Source organism: Sphaerisporangium sp. NPDC049457 (assembly GCF_055586705.1).
Window position 1 is genome coordinate 107,775 of record NZ_JBVJHR010000021.1, and the last position, 16,085, is coordinate 123,859.

Sequence of the window (16,085 nt, forward strand, 5' to 3'; positions counted from 1 at the left end):
GCCTGCCGCACGCCGCAGGCTTTCCCGGTTCGGGGGGCAATGGGGTGGCGCGATGAATCCGGTTCTGGAACCGCTGTTCAAGACGGTTCGTGCCACGCATCCCAAGGCGGATCTCCGCCTGATCGAGCGTGCCTATGACGTGGCCGCCTACCACCACCGTGATCAGAAGCGCAAGAGCGGCGACCCGTACATCACCCACCCGCTGGCTGTGGCGACGATCCTCGCCGAGCTCGGCACCGACGACGAGACCCTGTGCGCGGCGCTGCTCCACGACACCGTCGAGGACACCGCCTACGGCCTGGACGAGCTGAGCGCCGACTTCGGCGACAGCATCGCGCTGCTCGTCGACGGCGTCACCAAGCTCGACAAGGTCAAGTTCGGCGACGCGGCCCAGGCCGAGACCGTCCGCAAGATGGTCGTGGCGATGTCCCGCGACATCCGCGTGCTGGTCATCAAGCTCGCCGACCGCCTGCACAACATGCGCACCCTGCGCTACCTGCCCCGTCACAAGCAGGAGCAGAAGGCCCGCGAGACGCTTGAGATCTTCGCGCCGCTGGCCCACCGGCTCGGCATGAACACCATCAAGTGGGAGCTTGAGGATCTCGCCTTCGGCATGCTCTATCCCAAGCGGTACGACGAGATCGCCCGCATGGTGTCCGAGCGCGCCCCCCGGCGCGACCTGTTCCTGCAGGAGGTCATCGAGAACGTCTCGGCCGACCTGCGGGAGGCCAAGATCCGCGCGGCGGTCAAGGGCAGACCCAAGCACTACTATTCGATCTACCAGAAGATGATCGCGCGCGAGGTGGCGTTCGACGACATCTACGACCTGGTGGGCATCCGCGTGCTCGTCGACACGGTGCGCGACTGTTACGCCGCGCTAGGAACGATCCACGCGCGGTGGAACCCGGTGCCCGGCCGGTTCAAGGATTACATCGCGATGCCCAAGTTCAACATGTACCAGTCGCTGCACACGACGGTCATCGGGCCCGAGGGCAAGCCGGTCGAGCTGCAGATCCGCACCCGCGCGATGCACCACCGCGCCGAGTACGGCGTGGCGGCGCACTGGAAGTACAAGGAAGAGATGGGCGTCTCCGGCGCTGCCGGGGCGCGGGTGAAGCAGGCCGGCGACATGGCCTGGCTGCGGCAGCTCCTCGACTGGCAGAAAGAGACCTCAGACCCCGGCGAGTTCCTCGAGTCGCTGCGGTTCGACCTGTCGGTGTCCGAGGTGTTCGTCTTCACCCCGCGCGGCCAGGTGATCGCGCTGCCCGAGGGGGCGACCCCGGTCGACTTCGCCTACGCGGTGCACACCGAGGTGGGGCACCGCTGCATCGGCGCCCGGGTGAACGGCCGCCTGGTGCCGCTGGAGTCGCGGCTGAGCAACGGCGACGCCGTCGAGATCTTCACCTCCAAGTCCCCCGACGCCGGCCCGTCCCGCGACTGGCTGAAGTTCGTCAAGAGCGGCCGGGCGCGCAACAAGATCCGCCAGTGGTTCTCCAAAGAGCGCCGCGAGACGGCGATCGAGGCCGGCAAGGAGGCCATCGGCCGGGCCATGCGCAAGCAGGGCCTCCCGTTGCAGCGTCTGATGTCCGGAGAGAGCCTCCTGGCCCTCGCCAGGGACCTGCGCTACCCAGATGTCTCGGCGCTGTACGCGGCGGTCGGAGAGGGCCACACAGGCGCGCAGTCGGTGGTCGACAAGCTCGTCCAGGCCCTCGGCGGGGTGGACGCCGCCGAGGAGGACATCGCCGAGGCGGCCGTCCCGACGAAGATGCGGGGCCGCCCGCGCACCGGCACCAACGCCGGCGTCATCGTGGCGGGCGACTCCGACGTGTGGGTGCGGCTGTCGCGCTGCTGCACGCCGGTTCCGGGCGACGACATCGTGGGGTTCGTGACCCGCGGGCACGGGGTGTCGGTGCACCGCACCAACTGCCCCAACATCGAGCAGTTGCGGGCCGAGCCCGACCGGCTGGTCGAGGTGAGCTGGTCGCCGGGCGACGACTCGGTGTTCCTGGTGGCCATCCAGGTGGAGGCCCTCGACCGGCCGCGCCTGCTGTCGGACGTCACGCGCACGCTGTCCGACCAGCACGTGAACATCCTGTCGGCCTCGGTGACGACCTCCCGCGACCGCACGGCGGTCAGCAAGTTCACCTTCGAGATGGGCGACCCCAAGCACCTTGGCCACGTGCTGAAGGCGGTGCGCAACATCCAGGGCGTCTACGACGTGTACCGCGTCACCAACTGAGCCCCGGCCCCGCGCGACGACAGAGAGCCCCTGCCGCGTACGTGGCAGGGGCTCTCTGTGCCAAGGGGCCGATCCTGTTGGAAGGCGCGGGTGATGGGCGCCCGGGACCTGGTCCCGAGCGCCCATCACCCCCGCCCGCGGACGGGCACGGCCCGCCCACGCCGGTCAGGAGAACTCGGCGAGGGTGCGCTCGGCCTCCTCAAGCCAGGAGCGGCGGGCGGCGATGGCCTCCTCCGCCTCCTTGACGTCCTTGTCCTTGCCCGCGGCCGACGCCTTGGCCAGGCGTCCCTCAAGCTGGTCGATGGACCTGCGGAGCTGGTCGACGGTGTTCTGCGCCCTGGCGCGAGCCTCGGGGTTGGAGCGCTTCCACTCGTTCTCCTCGGCCTTGCGCACGGCCTCGTCGATGCGGCGCAGCCCGCCTTCGAGCTTGTCCCTGGACTCCCGGGGGACCGGCCCGACGGCCTCCCAGCGCTCCAGCACGGCGCGCAGCGCGGCGCGCGCGGACCGGGCGTCGGTCACCGGCAGGATGCGCTCGGCGTCGGCCAGGATGCGTTCCTTGGCCTCGGCGTTCTCGCGGAGCGAGGCGTCGCGTTCGGCGAACACCGCCGAGCGGGCCTGGAAGAACTGGTCCTGGGCCGCCTTGAAACGCGTCCACAGCTCGTCCTCGGCCTCGCGCGAGGCCCGGCCGGCGCTCTTCCACTGCCGCATGAGCTCGCGGTAGGCCGAGGCCGTCTCACCCCAGTCGGTCGAGGTGGCCAGCTGCTCGGCCTCGGCGACGATGCGTTCTTTGATGCTGCGCACCGACTCGCGCTGCTCGTCCAGCCCGGCGAAGTAGGACTTGCGCCGCTTGGCGAACGCCGTGCGGGCCGCCGACAGCCGCTTCCACAGGGCCGCCTCGGTCACCCGGTCGATGCGCTCGGCGGCCTTCCACTCTTCGACCAGCTGGCGCAGCCGCTCGCCGCCGGACTTCCAGTGGGTGGTGTCCTCTGCGATGCGCTCGGCCTCGGCGACGATGCGCTCTTTGATCTCCCGCGACTGGGCGCGGGCCTGGTCGCGGGCGGCCTTGACCTCCTCGCGGCGCTTGCCGACCAGCTCGCTCAGCGCGGCCAGGCGGCCCTCCAGGGCGCCGAGGTCGCCGACCGCGTGCGCCTCGGCGATCGACTCGCGCAGCTTGACGATCGTCGCCTCCGCCTGCGCGGGGGGCAGGTCGGTGCCGCGGAGCCGTTGCTCCAGCAGTTCCACCTGGGTCGCCAGCTCGTCGTACTTGCGATGGAAGTAGGCGAGGGCCTCTTCCGGTTCACCGGCCTGCCAGGACCCGACGGCCCGTTCTCCCTCAGCCGTACGAACGTAGACGGTGCCGTCGTCGTCTACCCGGCCCCACGGGTCGGTGCTCACCGTGTCCTCCCGCACTCGAATCAGCCTCCAGGACGCCACGCGTCCTTGGTTGTATTACGTCAGCTCTTGCCAGAGATTGTCACGCGTTTGATTTCGACCGGGTCCTTGGGAGCTCCCGAGCCGTCGCCCATGCCGCCGGGCAGGACGCCCTTCTTGCTCACATCGTCGAGGATTTCGAGCCCCTTTGTGACGGTACCGAATGGTGTGTACTCCGCGGGGAGCTGCAGGTCGCCGAAGATGATGAAGAACTGGCTGCCCGTGGTGCCGGGCGCCTGGCTCTTGGCCATGGCGACCACGCCGCGGGTGTACTTGGCGCCGGAGAGGTTCTCCTCGGCCAGGCGGTAGCCCGGCCCGCCCTGGCCGTCGGTCGGGTTCTTGCCGTCGGCCTTGGCCAGCGGATCGCCGCACTGCAGCATCGGGAAGCTCGCCGGCCCCATGCGGTGACACTTGGAGCCGTCGAAGTACTTCTTCTTGGCCAGGAACGCCATCGAGTTGACCGTGCAGGGCGCCTTGTCGGTGGCGAGGGCCACCTCCAGGTCGCCATGGTTGGTGCTGATGGTCATCGTCTTGGGCGCCTTGTCCGGCTTGGCCGGCGGCATGCCGACGTTCTTAGCCGGTCCGCCGCCGGTCTCGGCGACGTAGTCGCAGGTGTTGGTGGCGGCGTCGTACGGTTTGGGCCCCGCCGCCGCGGAGGGCGGCGCGGAGGCCGACGCCTCGGCCGAGGGTGTCGCCGCCGAGGCCTGAGGATCGGAGCCGTTGCCTCCGATCAGCGCCACGGCCGCGAAGATGCCGCCCACCACCACGAGAACGCCCACGCTCGTGGCGATGACCGCCACCTTCTTCTGCTGGGCCTGCCGTTCGGCGCGCCGCTGCATCTGCCGTTCGTAATGCTCTCGTGCCAGCTGCTTTTGACGGTCCTTGCCGGTCGCCACCGCTGTGCCCTCCCGACTGTCCGAGTTGATCCTGTTTGGTCGCCTCACTGGACGACCGCCACCTTTATGGAGTGGGCGAATCGTATCGGCCCACGGGTAATGGTTCGCAGCCCGGCGACCCGCACCGGTACCCTTCGGTTACATTCCCATCCGCTTTCCTTGACGAGATCGATCACACCGAGGACCGCTTCCGTGCTCATCGACGGCTTTCCCGCAGGCTCGTTCCAGGCCAACTGCTACGTGGTCGCGCCCGCCGCGGGAGAGGAGTGCGTGATCGTCGACCCAGGTCAGGACGTTGTCGCCGGCCTGGACGACATGCTGCGCGAGCACCGGCTCAAGCCGGTCGCCGTGCTGCTGACGCACGGTCACATCGATCACGTGTGGTCGGTCGCCCCGGTCTGCGGAGCGAGGGACGTGCCCGCCTGGATCCACCCCGAAGATCGTGAACTGCTGAGCGACCCCGGCAAGGGCCTTTCGCTCATGGCCCGCCAGCAGCTCTTCGGCGGGCTGAAGTTCACCGAGCCGGACGACGTGCGCGAGCTGTCGGACGGCGCGGTGCTCGAAATCGCCGGCATGGCCATCACCGTCGACCACGCGCCCGGGCATACCAGGGGGTCGGTGACGTTCAGGCTTCCCGAGGAGCGTGTGATGTTCTCAGGAGACCTGCTGTTCGCCGGCTCCATCGGGCGCACCGACCTCCCGGGCGGTGACTACCAGACCATCTTGCGCAGTCTCGGCGGCGTCTGCCTGACGCTTCCGGACGACACGACGGTGCTGCCCGGTCACGGACCACAGACGACGATCGGCCGCGAACGCGCGACGAACCCGTACCTCGCCGAGGCGGCGCCGTTCGCGGGACCAACCAGGGGACTGTAAATGAGCTTTCAGGCGCCCAAGGGCACCTTCGACTGGATGCCGCCGCGCTCAGAGTGGGCGCTCATCGTGCGCGACGCGCTGTCGGCGCCCGCGCGCCGCGCGGGCTACGGCTACATAGAGACTCCGGCCTTCGAGGAGACCGGGCTGTTCGCGCGCGGGGTCGGCGAGTCGACCGACATCGTGACCAAAGAGATGTACACCTTCCAGAGCAAGGGCGGTCAGTCTCTGACGCTGCGCCCCGAGGGCACGGCGAGCGTCATGCGCGCCGTCCTCGAACACGGCCTGTACGGCGGAGCGCTGCCGATCAAGCTCTGGTACTCGGGCAGCTACTTCCGCTACGAGAAGGCGCAGGCGGGCCGCTACCGGCACTTCTCGCAGGTCGGCGCCGAGGCGCTCGGCTCCGAGGACCCCGCGCTGGACGCCGAGCTGATCATGCTGGCCGCCGACGGGTACGCCTCGCTGGGCCTGCGGCAGGTGCGGCTGCTGGTCAACTCGCTCGGCTGCAAGGAATGCCGGCCCGCCTACCGTGCGGCTCTGCAGGACTTCCTGCGCGGGCTCGACCTGGACGAGGCCACCCGCCGGCGCATCGAGATCAACCCGTTGCGCGTCCTGGACGACAAGCGCCCCGAGGTCCAGGCGCAGCTCGTGAACGCGCCCCTGGTCACCGACCACCTCTGCGGGGCCTGCAAGGCCTACCACGAGGAGGTCCGCGGCCTGCTCACCAGCGCCGGCCTGGCCTACACCGACGACCCCCGGCTCGTCCGCGGGCTCGACTACTACACGCGGACGACCTTCGAGTTCCTGCACGACGGCCTCGGAGCCCAGTCGGCGGTCGGCGGGGGCGGACGCTACGACGGCCTCAGCGAGATGATCGGCGGGCCTGCTCTGCCCAGCGTCGGATGGGCGCTCGGGGTCGACCGCACGGTCCTCGCGATGGAGGCCGAAGGCCTGCTCACCGAGCGGGCCACGCACATCGACGTCTTCGCCATCCCCCTGGGCGAGGAGGCCCGGCGGCGGATCTTCCCCCTGGTCGGCGAGCTGCGCCGGGCGGGGCTCTCAGCGGACATGTCCTTCGGCGGCCGGGGCGTCAAGGGCGCCATGAAGGCCGCCGACCGCAGCGGCGCCCGCTATGCCCTGATCCTCGGCGAACGAGATCTCGAGGCGGGAGCCGTACAACTGAAGGACCTGGCAAGTGGCGACCAGACCGCCGTGCCACTCGGCGAGATCGTCTCGACTCTGAAGGAGAAACTGACCAAATGATCCGCACGCACACCGCCGGATCGCTGCGCGAGGAGCACGCCGGCCAGCAGGTGACGCTGGCCGGCTGGGTGGCACGACGCCGTGACCACGGCGGCGTGGTCTTCATCGACCTGCGCGACGCGTCCGGTTCGGCGCAGGTCGTCTTCCGCGAGGAGGACCACGCGCACGACCTCCGCTCGGAGTACTGCGTCAGGATCGCCGGAGAGGTCCGCGTCCGCCCTGAGGGCAACGAGAACCCCGAGCTGCCGACCGGCGCGATCGAGGTCGTGGCCTCCGAGGTCGAGGTGCTCAGCGAGTCCGCGCCGCTGCCGTTCCCGATCGAGGGCGTCGGCGGCGTCTCCGAGGAGGCGCGGCTGAAGTACCGCTACCTCGACATGCGCCGCCAGCAGGTCGCGAACGCGCTGCGCGTGCGTTCCACGGCCACCTACCTGGCCCACGAGGTCATGCGCGAGCACGGCTTCCTGTACGTCGAGACCCCCGACCTCACCCGCTCCACCCCCGAGGGCGCCCGCGACTTTTTGGTGCCGGTGCGGCTCCAGCCGGGCAGCTGGTACGCCCTGCCGCAGTCGCCGCAGCTGTTCAAGCAGCTACTCATGGTCGGCGGCCTCGAGCGCTACTACCAGCTCGCCCGCTGCTTCCGCGACGAGGACCTGCGCGCCGACCGGCAGCCGGAGTTCACCCAGATCGACGTCGAGATGTCCTTCGTGGACCAGGACGACGTCATCGCCCTCGGCGAGGCGCTCATCGGGCGCATCTGGAAGGAGACGGTCGGCTACGAGCTGCCCACGCCGCTTCCCCGGCTGACCTATGCCGACGCGATGGCCCGCTTCGGCTCCGACAAGCCCGACCTGCGGTTCGGCTGCGAGCTGGTCGAGATGACCGGCTACTTCGCCGACACGACCTTCCGGGTCTTCCAGGCGCCCTACGTCGGCGCGGTCGTCATGCCCGGGGGCGCCTCCCAGACCCGCAAGGAGCTGGACGCCTGGCAGGACTGGGCCAAGGCGCGCGGGGCCAGGGGCCTCGCCTACGTGCTGGTGCAGCCGGACGGCCAGCTCGGCGGCCCGGTCGCCAAGAACCTGTCGGACCAGGAGCGCGAGGGGCTCGCAGAGGCCGTCGGCGCCTCGGCCGGGGACGCGGTGTTCTTCGCCGCCGGCCCCCAGCACTCCTCGCGTGACCTGCTCGGCGCGGCCCGCCTTGAGATCGGGCGGCGCTGCGGGCTGATCGACGAGTCCCAGTGGAGCTTCCTGTGGGTCGTCGACGCGCCGATGTTCGAGCCGGTGCTGGACGAGGTGGGCCGCCAGACGGGCTGGACGGCGGTGCACCACCCGTTCACCGGCCCCAAGCCCGAGTGGGCCGACACCTTCCAGGAGCGTCCGGGCGAGGCCCTGGCGTACGCCTACGACATGGTCTGCAACGGCATGGAGATCGGCGGCGGCTCGATCCGTATCCATCGGGCCGAGATGCAGCAGCGGGTGTTCGAGGTGCTCGGCATCTCCAAGGAGGAGGCCGAGAGCAAGTTCGGCTTCCTGCTGGAGGCGTTCAAGTACGGCCCGCCTCCGCACGGCGGCATCGCCTACGGCTGGGACCGCATCTGCATGCTGCTGTCCGGCGGCGACTCCATCCGCGACGTGATCGCCTTCCCGAAGACCGCCTCCGGGTTCGACCCTCTGACGGCCGCTCCCACGCCCATCACCCCCGAGCAGCGCAAGGAGGCCGGGGTGGACGCCGGACGGGCTCCTGCGGCCGCCACGGAGGCGCGCAAGGCCACCGGGTGAGCCGGCGCAGGGCCCGGGCCGGCAGGTCCGGGCCCTGACGCGAGAGAGCCCCGGCGCGCGGTGCGCGCCGGGGCTCTCTCGCGTCTGCGGGGGGTTCCGCTAGCGGGTGATCTTCAGGTCCTTGATGATCACCGGGAGCTTGGGGGCGTTGGAGCCCTCGCCGCGGACGTCGGCCATGGGGTCGCCGTTGAAGGGGATGATGCCACCCTTGGCGATCTTGTCGACGATGTCCATGCCCTTGGTGATCACGCCGAACGGGGTGAAGGCGGCGCCCGAGGCGGTCAGCTGGGTGTTCTCGTCCGAGAAGGAGATGAAGAACTGGCTGCCGTTGGAGTTGGCGTCCTCGGAGGACTGCGCCATCGCGACGGTCCCCCTGCCGAGCGGGATGCCGCCGAGGTTCTCGTCGCCGAACAGGTAGCCGGGGCCGCCCGTGCCGTCGGTGGCGTGCTTGCCGTCGGCCTTGGCCAGCGGGTCGCCGCACTGCAGCATGCCGAGGCCCACCGTGTCCACCGTCGCGAGGCGGTGGCAGCGCGTGTTGTCGAAGAAGTTCTTCTTGGCCAGGAACTCGAAGGAGTTCACCGTGCAGGGCGCCTGCGCGGTGGCCAGCTGGATGACGATCGTCCCCTGGTTGGTGGTGATCACCATGTTCTTGCCCCGGGTGTCCGGCTTGGCGGGCGGCGTGCCCACCTTCTTGGCCGGCGAACCGCTGTCGTCCTTGCGGTACTCGCAGGTGATGCCGGAGGGGGCGGCGCTCGTGCTCGGCAGGACGGCCGGGGCGGAGGCCTCCGCCGAGGCCGAGGCGGAGGGAGAGTCGGTGGGGTCGGCCGCCGCGGTCGGCTCGCCGTCTCCCTGGTTCCCCATGAGCGTGATGGCGGCGATGATGCCGCCGGCCACGAGCACCACTCCCAGGACGGCGCCGATGACCGTGTTACGCCTGGACTTGCCGGTGTCCTTGCCGCGCTGTTCCTGTCGCTCGCGGTGCTCCCGTGCCAGCTGGGTCTGGCGATCCACGTCGGTCACGGTATGCCTTCCATTTGCCGAAAGATGACTTGATGTGCTCGGGAATCGTACCGGCCTTTGCGTCGAGCTCGTATAAAACGCCCAGTTCGCATCACTGCCTCGATCGGGCGTTCCGGCGGCCGGGCAGTGTGGTTGCATCGAGGAAAGTTGCTGAGTGGAACTTCTTATGGCGGCTTGACGCCGTACCCGGGATCATGGGTACGCGGTTGAGGGGGATCGCGCCGCCGGCCTGGCACCGGAACCTCGCACCGGCCGGATCCGTATAGGGGACGAGCCATCGACAGGAGCCACAGATGTTCGAAGAGATCCTCGGACTGCCCGCCCACCCCCTGATCATCCATACCGCCGTGATGCTCATCCCGCTGCTCGCCGTGGGGTCGATCGCCTACGGGGCGGTGCCTCGCGTGCGCTCCTCCATAGCCTGGGCGGTGGTCCTGCTCGCTATCGCGGCCCCGGCGGCGGCCTTCGCGGCCAAGGAGAGCGGCGAGGCCTTCCTGAGCGGCATGTTCGCGGGCGGCCTGCCCGAGGGCCCGCTCGGGGCGCGCATCCAGGAGCACGAGAGCTTCGCCAACCCGCTGCTGTTCAGCACGCTCGGCCTCGGCATCTCCTCCCTCGCGCTGGTCTACTCCTCCCGCAGGTTCGGCAGGATGACGACCGCGGTCCTGACCGTGGTGACCGTGCTGCTCGCCCTCGCCGCCGGCTTCTACGTCCTGCGGGCCGGCCACACCGGCGCGACGGCCGTCTGGGCCCGCTGACGCCGCCCGCCGCGCGGCCGCCGGCCCCGCCGCGCCGGCGGTAGTGTCGACGCGTGGAGAGTTTGTTCGACTCGGCGGCGGAGGAGGCCCACAAGGGCCAGGAGCCGCTGGCGGTGCGCATGCGGCCGCGCACCCTCGACGAGGTGATCGGCCAGCGTCACCTGCTCGGCCAGGGCACCCCGCTGCGCCGGCTGGTCGAGAGCGAGGCCCCCATGTCGCTGTTCCTGTGGGGGCCGCCGGGCACCGGCAAGACCACTCTCGCCTACGTCGTCGCCGGCGTCACCAAGCGCCGCTTCGTGGAGGTCTCGGCCGTCTCGGCGGGGGTCAAGGACGTCCGGGCGGCCATCGACAACGCCAAGCGCGAGCTCGGCATGACCGGCCGCCAGACGGTTCTGTTCGTCGACGAGGTGCACCGCTTCAACAAGGCCCAGCAGGACGCCCTGCTGCCCGCCGTGGAGAACCGCTGGGTCACCTTCATCGGCGCCACCACCGAGAACCCCTTCTTCTCTGTCATCTCCCCGCTGCTGTCGCGTTCGCTGCTGCTGACGCTGGAGTCGCTGTCGGAGGCCGACGTCCGCGCCGTCCTCGACCGGGCGCTGACCGATCCGCGCGGCCTGTCCGGCAGGGTGACGCTGGCGCCCGAGGCCATGGAGCACCTGGTGCGCCTGGCCGGGGGAGACGCCCGCCGCTCGCTCACCTACCTGGAGGCCGCGGCGCTGCTCGTCCCCGAGGGCGAGATCACGGTCGAGACCGTCGAGAAGGCCGTCGACAAGGCCGCCGTGCGCTACGACCGGCAGGGCGACCAGCACTACGACGTCATCAGCGCCTTCATCAAGAGCATGCGCGGCTCGGACGCCGACGCGGCCCTGCACTATCTCGCCCGCATGATCGAGGCGGGGGAGGACCCGCGGTTCCTGGCCCGCCGCATCATGATCTTCGCCTCCGAGGACGTCGGCATGGCCGACCCCACGTGCCTGCAGGTCGCGGTCGCCGCCGCCCAGGCCGTGCAGATGATCGGCCTGCCCGAGGGCCGCATCAACCTGGCGCAGGCGGTCATCCACTGCGCGCTGGCCCCCAAGTCCAACGCCGTCGTCAAGGCCATCGGCGCCGCCTCCGACGACGTGCGCAAGGGGCTGATCGGCCAGGTGCCCGGCCACCTGCGCGACGCCCACTACCCGGGCGCGGCCAAGCTCGGGCACGGCAAGGGCTACCAGTACCCGCACGACTTCGAGCACGGCCTGGTCCGGCAGGACTACGCGCCAGAGGAGGTCCGCGGCCGCCGCTACTACGAGCCGACCCGCCACGGCGCCGAGGCGCACTTCGCCGACCGGTGGGTCAAGATCCGCGAGTTCCTGCGCGGCTCCCGCTGACCGCCCCGCCGTCCACAGGCCGGCCGTCGTCCACAGACTGGCGCGCTCAGCGCGGGCACCGCGCCGGGGCGCGATAGGGTTTCCCCCATTCCATCGCCCCAGCCGGGTCGAACATCCGTAGGCCACCTACGAGGGGACACGTCGACATGCTTACCGCCGGAGAGGTCGCCGGCCTCATCGTCGCCATGTTCTGGGCGATCCTGGTGTGCTTCATGGCAGTGGTGCTGGTGAAGCTGGCCCGGCTGCTCACCGAGACCACCAAGATGGTCGCCGACCTGAGCGAACGCGTCGTCCCGCTGCTGGACGACGTCAGCGTCACGGTCTCCGAGACCAACAGCCGGCTGGTCGCCGTCGAGGCCATCGCGGTCGACATGAAGCAGGTCAGCGGCAACATGGCCAAGATCACCGGCATTCTGTCCTCGCTGCTGGCCAGGCCGCTCATCAAGGTCGCGGCGCTGCTGCACGCCGTGCGCGGCGCCTTCGCCGGCCGCCGCGAGCGCCCGGCGCTGCCCGCGGGCGGCAGGCGGTGGCGCTCGTGATCCGCCGGCTGTTCTACATGGCCCTGGGCGCGTACATCGCGCTCTGGGTGATGCGTAAGCTGCAAGCGTTGAAGCCCGACCACGTCGCGCGCCGTACGGCCGACCGCGCCATGGATCTCGCCGCGGAGGCGCGCCTGTTCGCAGGCGAGGTCCGGCGCCTGTCGGCCGGCAGGGAAACCGAGTTGCGCGCGCGGTACGGCATCGACACTGTTGAAGAAACTCACGAAAACGACGTAAAGGATGGCCGCTGAGATGGAGTCGGCAGAGATCGCCCGCCGCTTCCTGCGCTTCTTCGAGGAGCGCGGTCACACTGTCGTGCCCTCGGCCAGCCTTGTCGCCGAGGACCCGACGCTGCTGCTGGTCAACGCGGGCATGGTGCCCTTCAAGCCCTACTTCCTCGGCCAGAAGAAGCCGCCGTACCCTCGGGCGGCCAGCGCCCAGAAGGTCGTGCGCACGCTCGACATCGACGAGGTGGGCAGGACCACCCGGCACGCCAGCTTCTTCCAGATGCTCGGCAACTTCTCCTTCGGCGACTACTTCAAGGAGCAGGCCCTCCCGTACGCCTGGGAGCTGCTGACCCGTCCCGAGTCCGAGGGCGGCTTCGGCTTCCCCGAGGGGCTCCTCTGGGTCACCGTCTACCACGACGACGACGAGGCCTTCGACATCTGGCACAACAAGGTCGGCATCCCCACCGAGCGCATCCAGCGCCGCGGCCTTGCCGACAACTACTGGCACATGGGCGTGCCCGGCCCCGGCGGCCCCTGCTCCGAGATCTACTACGACCGCGGCGCCGACTACGGCAGGGAAGGCGGCCCGGTCGCCGACGAGAACCGCTACCTGGAGGTCTGGAACAACGTCTTCATGCAGTTCCAGCTCAGCGCGGTTCGCAGCAAGATCGACTTCGACGTCGCCGGCGAGCTGCCCGCCAAGAGCGTCGACACCGGCATGGGCCTTGAGCGCATGGCGGCCATCCTCCAGGGCGTCGACAACATCTACGAGATCGACACCACCTACAAGATCCTCGACCGGGCGGCCGAGCTCACCAAGTCCCGCTACGGCCGCAACACCCGGGCCGACGTCTCGCTGCGCGTCATCGCCGACCACCTGCGCGCCGGCGTCATGCTCGTCGGCGACGGCGTGATCCCCTCCAACGAGGGCCGCGGGTATGTGCTGCGCCGCATGCTGCGCCGCGCGATCCGCAACCTGCGCCTGCTCGGCGCGGGCGAAGAGCGCTACATGCACGAGCTCACCTCGACCACGATCGAGGCCATGGGCCAGCAGTATCCCGAGCTCAAGAGCGACGCCGCGCACATCCACACCGTGATCGACGCCGAGGAGACCTCCTTCCTCGGCACCCTGCGCACCGGCACCGCCATCTTCGACGCCGCGGTGGAGGAGACCAAGCGCAAGGGCACCGCCGTCCTGGCCGGCAGCCAGGCCTTCCAGCTGCACGACACCTACGGCTTCCCCATCGACCTGACGCTGGAGATGGCCTCAGAGCAGGGCCTGCAGGTCGACGAAGACGGCTTCCGCCGCCTGATGAACGAGCAGCGCGACCGCGCCAAGGCCGACTCCGCGGCCAAGAAGACCGGCAACGCCGACATCTCGGTGCTCGGCGAGCTGCTCGACCGCGCGGGCAAGGTCGACTTCCTCGGCTACGACCTGACCACCGCCGAGGCGACGGTCATCGGCGTGCTCGTCGACGGCGCCTCGGTGCAGGCGGCCGGCGCGGGCACCACCGTCGAGGTCGTCCTCGACCGCACGCCCTTCTACGCCGAGGGCGGCGGCCAGCTCTCCGACCAGGGCGTGATCGGCACCGGCGGCGCGCACGTGGACGTCGTCGACGTGCAGTCCCCGTTCGCCGGCCTGGTCGTGCACCGCGGCAAGGTCCGCGACGGCGAGATCCGCGTGGGCGACCAGGTGCACGCCGAGATCGACATCGAGCGGCGCAGGGCCATCTCGCGCAGCCACACCGCGACCCACCTGGTGCACCGCGGGTTCCGCAACGCGCTCGGCGAGAGCGCGGCGCAGGCCGGCTCCGAGAACTCCCCGGGGCGTTTCCGCTTCGACTTCACCGCGGGCGGCGCCGTCCCGCCGAGCGTGCTGCGCGACGTCGAGGACGAGGTCAACGCCATCCTGATCAACGACCTGAAGGTCCACGCCTACCACACCTCGCTCAGCGAGGCCCGTTCGATGGGCGCGCTGGCGCTGTTCGGCGAGAAGTACGGCGACGAGGTCCGCATCGTCGAGGTCGGCGACTACTCGCGTGAGCTGTGCGGCGGCACCCACGTCGCCAGCTCGGGCCAGCTCGGCCTGGTCAAGGTGCTCGGCGAGGCGTCGATCGGCGCCGGCGTGCGCCGGGTCGAGGCCCTGGTCGGCATCGACGCCTTCCGCTTCCTGGCCCGCGAGAGCGTCCTGGTCGCCCAGATCAGCGAGCAGCTCAAGGCGCGCCGCGAAGAGCTGCCCGAGCGCATCGAGGGCATCGTCACCCGCCTGCGCGCCGCCGAGCGCGACCTTGAGAAGCTTCGCTCGGCCCAGGTGCTCGCGGTGGCCGGCGAGCTGGCCGCCTCCGCTCGCGACATCGGCGGCGTCTCGGTGGTGACCCACCGCGCGCCTGACGGAACTTCGGCCGATGACCTGCGTAAACTCGCCCTAGACGTGCGCGGCCGGTTCCCCGGTGACCGCGCTGCGATGATCGTGATCGCCGGTGTTCCCGCCGACCGGCCGGTCGTGGTCGCCGCTGTGAACGATGCGGGGCGCTCCCGGGGGCTCAAGGCCGGGCGACTGGTCGGCGTCGCCGCCAAGGCACTTGGGGGTGGCGGTGGCGGTAAGGATGACGTCGCACAGGGCGGCGGCGCCCGTCCGGAGGCGATCGGCGACGCGCTCGGCGCCGTCGAACACGCGATCCAGGAGACCCTGTCCTGAGCACAGCCGCGACGGCCGGGGGGCACGGTGTCCGCATGGCGAGGCCCTGCTCTGGAGTCTCGACGTGAGGCGGGGCGTCCGCCTCGGCGTGGACGTGGGATCGGTCCGCATCGGGGTGGCCCGCAGTGACCCGTCCGGGCTGCTGGCCACCCCGGTCGAGACCGTGCGGCGCGGCCGGGGCGATCTCGACCGCCTCGCCGCGATCGCCGGCGAGCATGAGGTCGTCGAGGTCGTCGTCGGTCTGCCCACTTCGCTGTCGGGCCGCGAGAGCCACGCCGCGGCGGCCGCGCGCGAGTTCGCCGGCCGCCTGGCCGCGCGGCTCGCGCCGACGCCGGTCCGGCTGTACGACGAGCGGCTGACCACCGTGACCGCGCAGCAGGGGCTGCGGGCCAGCGGCGTCAAGGCCAAGAACCAGCGCGAGGTGGTCGACCAGGCGGCGGCCGTGGTGCTGCTGCAGGCCGCCCTGGACGCCGAGCGGGCGAGTGGCGCCCCGCCGGGCAGACCCGTCGAGCCGCCGGGGCGCCGCCCCGGCGGAGAATCGAGCGCCGGGCACCCGCGGTGACCCGCCGTACGCCCTTCGGCGAGGGCGGCCCCATCCCGGAGGACCCGCGCAGCGGCGAACCGGACCAGTGGAACGTTCCTAGCAAGTCCGACGATCGGCACGTTCCCGTCAAGCCAGACGACGGGAAGGTTCCCCCTCCGGCGAACGACCAGAGCCCGCCCCCCACCGCGAACGACCAGAGCGTCGCCGCGACCGCGGACGATCGACACATGGCCGCCGCTCAGGACGGTGGGGATGTTCCTGTCCCTGGGGACGATCAGCACGCCCCTGTCACTGCGGATGATCGAAGGACGCCTGTCCATCAGGAGGGTGGGGAGGACAATCCTGTCGCTGCGGACGATCGGAGCGTGGCCGGCGCTCAGGACGGTGGGGATATCTCTGTTCCTGGGGACGATCGGGATATTGCCGTCACTGGGGACGGCCGGGGGATGCCGGTC

The 16,085-nt window shown here is 70.5% G+C and carries 13 protein-coding genes; 10 read left to right on the forward strand and 3 right to left on the reverse strand.

Annotation, left to right across the window (positions count from 1 at the left end):
* The first annotated feature begins 52 nt into the window (after positions 1–52).
* A complete protein-coding gene (locus tag ACZ6QO_RS29615; protein WP_465855343.1) occupies positions 53–2,239 on the forward strand; it encodes a RelA/SpoT family protein in 2,187 nt (728 codons plus the stop codon).
* Positions 2,240–2,404: 165 nt separating this feature from the next.
* On the opposite strand, the gene ACZ6QO_RS29620 is transcribed toward ACZ6QO_RS29615, so the two are convergent.
* Positions 2,405–3,634: a DUF349 domain-containing protein gene (locus ACZ6QO_RS29620; protein ID WP_465855345.1), complete on the reverse strand. Its 1,230-nt coding sequence runs from the start codon at positions 3,632–3,634 to the stop codon at positions 2,405–2,407.
* Between the two features lie 59 nt (positions 3,635–3,693).
* A complete protein-coding gene (locus ACZ6QO_RS29625) occupies positions 3,694–4,566 on the reverse strand; it encodes a peptidylprolyl isomerase (RefSeq protein ID WP_465855347.1) in 873 nt (290 codons plus the stop codon).
* Positions 4,567–4,758: 192 nt separating this feature from the next.
* Between ACZ6QO_RS29625 and ACZ6QO_RS29630 the strand changes: the two genes are divergently transcribed.
* From ACZ6QO_RS29630 to aspS, 3 genes are read left to right on the forward strand one after another with little or no spacing between them, the layout of a single operon-like run.
* Positions 4,759–5,442 (forward strand): MBL fold metallo-hydrolase, encoded by a 684-nt coding sequence (locus tag ACZ6QO_RS29630; RefSeq protein WP_465855349.1) that lies wholly within the window; start codon positions 4,759–4,761, stop codon positions 5,440–5,442.
* Positions 5,443–6,702 (forward strand): histidine--tRNA ligase, encoded by a 1,260-nt coding sequence (gene hisS / locus ACZ6QO_RS29635; protein ID WP_465855351.1) that lies wholly within the window; start codon positions 5,443–5,445, stop codon positions 6,700–6,702.
* Positions 6,699–8,477: an aspartate--tRNA ligase gene (aspS, locus tag ACZ6QO_RS29640; RefSeq protein WP_465855353.1), complete on the forward strand. Its 1,779-nt coding sequence runs from the start codon at positions 6,699–6,701 to the stop codon at positions 8,475–8,477. Before hisS ends, aspS begins: the two co-directional genes overlap by 4 nt.
* A 99-nt stretch (positions 8,478–8,576) precedes the next feature.
* On the opposite strand, the gene ACZ6QO_RS29645 is transcribed toward aspS, so the two are convergent.
* A complete protein-coding gene (locus ACZ6QO_RS29645) occupies positions 8,577–9,497 on the reverse strand; it encodes a peptidylprolyl isomerase (RefSeq protein WP_465855355.1) in 921 nt (306 codons plus the stop codon).
* A 293-nt stretch (positions 9,498–9,790) separates the two neighbouring features.
* Here ACZ6QO_RS29645 and ACZ6QO_RS29650 point away from each other — a divergent pair, with 293 nt between their 5' ends.
* The 6 genes from ACZ6QO_RS29650 (at position 9,791) to ruvX (ending at position 15,648) form a co-directional block, all read left to right on the forward strand.
* On the forward strand, positions 9,791–10,252 hold the full coding sequence (locus tag ACZ6QO_RS29650) for a DUF2231 domain-containing protein (protein ID WP_465855357.1): 462 nt from the start codon (positions 9,791–9,793) through the stop codon (positions 10,250–10,252).
* A gap of 53 nt (positions 10,253–10,305) precedes the next feature.
* Entirely contained in the window at positions 10,306–11,622 is a 1,317-nt protein-coding gene (locus ACZ6QO_RS29655; protein ID WP_465855359.1) for a replication-associated recombination protein A, read from the forward strand.
* 146 nt (positions 11,623–11,768) lie between these two features.
* Positions 11,769–12,161, forward strand: coding sequence for a DUF948 domain-containing protein (locus ACZ6QO_RS29660; RefSeq protein WP_465855361.1), 393 nt, complete (start codon positions 11,769–11,771; stop codon positions 12,159–12,161).
* Positions 12,149–12,412 (forward strand): hypothetical protein, encoded by a 264-nt coding sequence (locus ACZ6QO_RS29665; RefSeq protein WP_465855363.1) that lies wholly within the window; start codon positions 12,149–12,151, stop codon positions 12,410–12,412. The genes ACZ6QO_RS29660 and ACZ6QO_RS29665 overlap by 13 nt, the downstream gene beginning before the upstream one ends.
* A gap of 1 nt (position 12,413) precedes the next feature.
* On the forward strand, positions 12,414–15,086 hold the full coding sequence (alaS, locus tag ACZ6QO_RS29670) for an alanine--tRNA ligase (RefSeq protein WP_465855364.1): 2,673 nt from the start codon (positions 12,414–12,416) through the stop codon (positions 15,084–15,086).
* Positions 15,087–15,150: 64 nt separating this feature from the next.
* The gene (gene ruvX / locus ACZ6QO_RS29675; protein WP_465855366.1) at positions 15,151–15,648 is read left to right on the forward strand and encodes a Holliday junction resolvase RuvX; all 498 of its coding nucleotides are present in this window, start codon (positions 15,151–15,153) and stop codon (positions 15,646–15,648) included.
* Positions 15,649–16,085 lie beyond the last annotated feature (437 nt).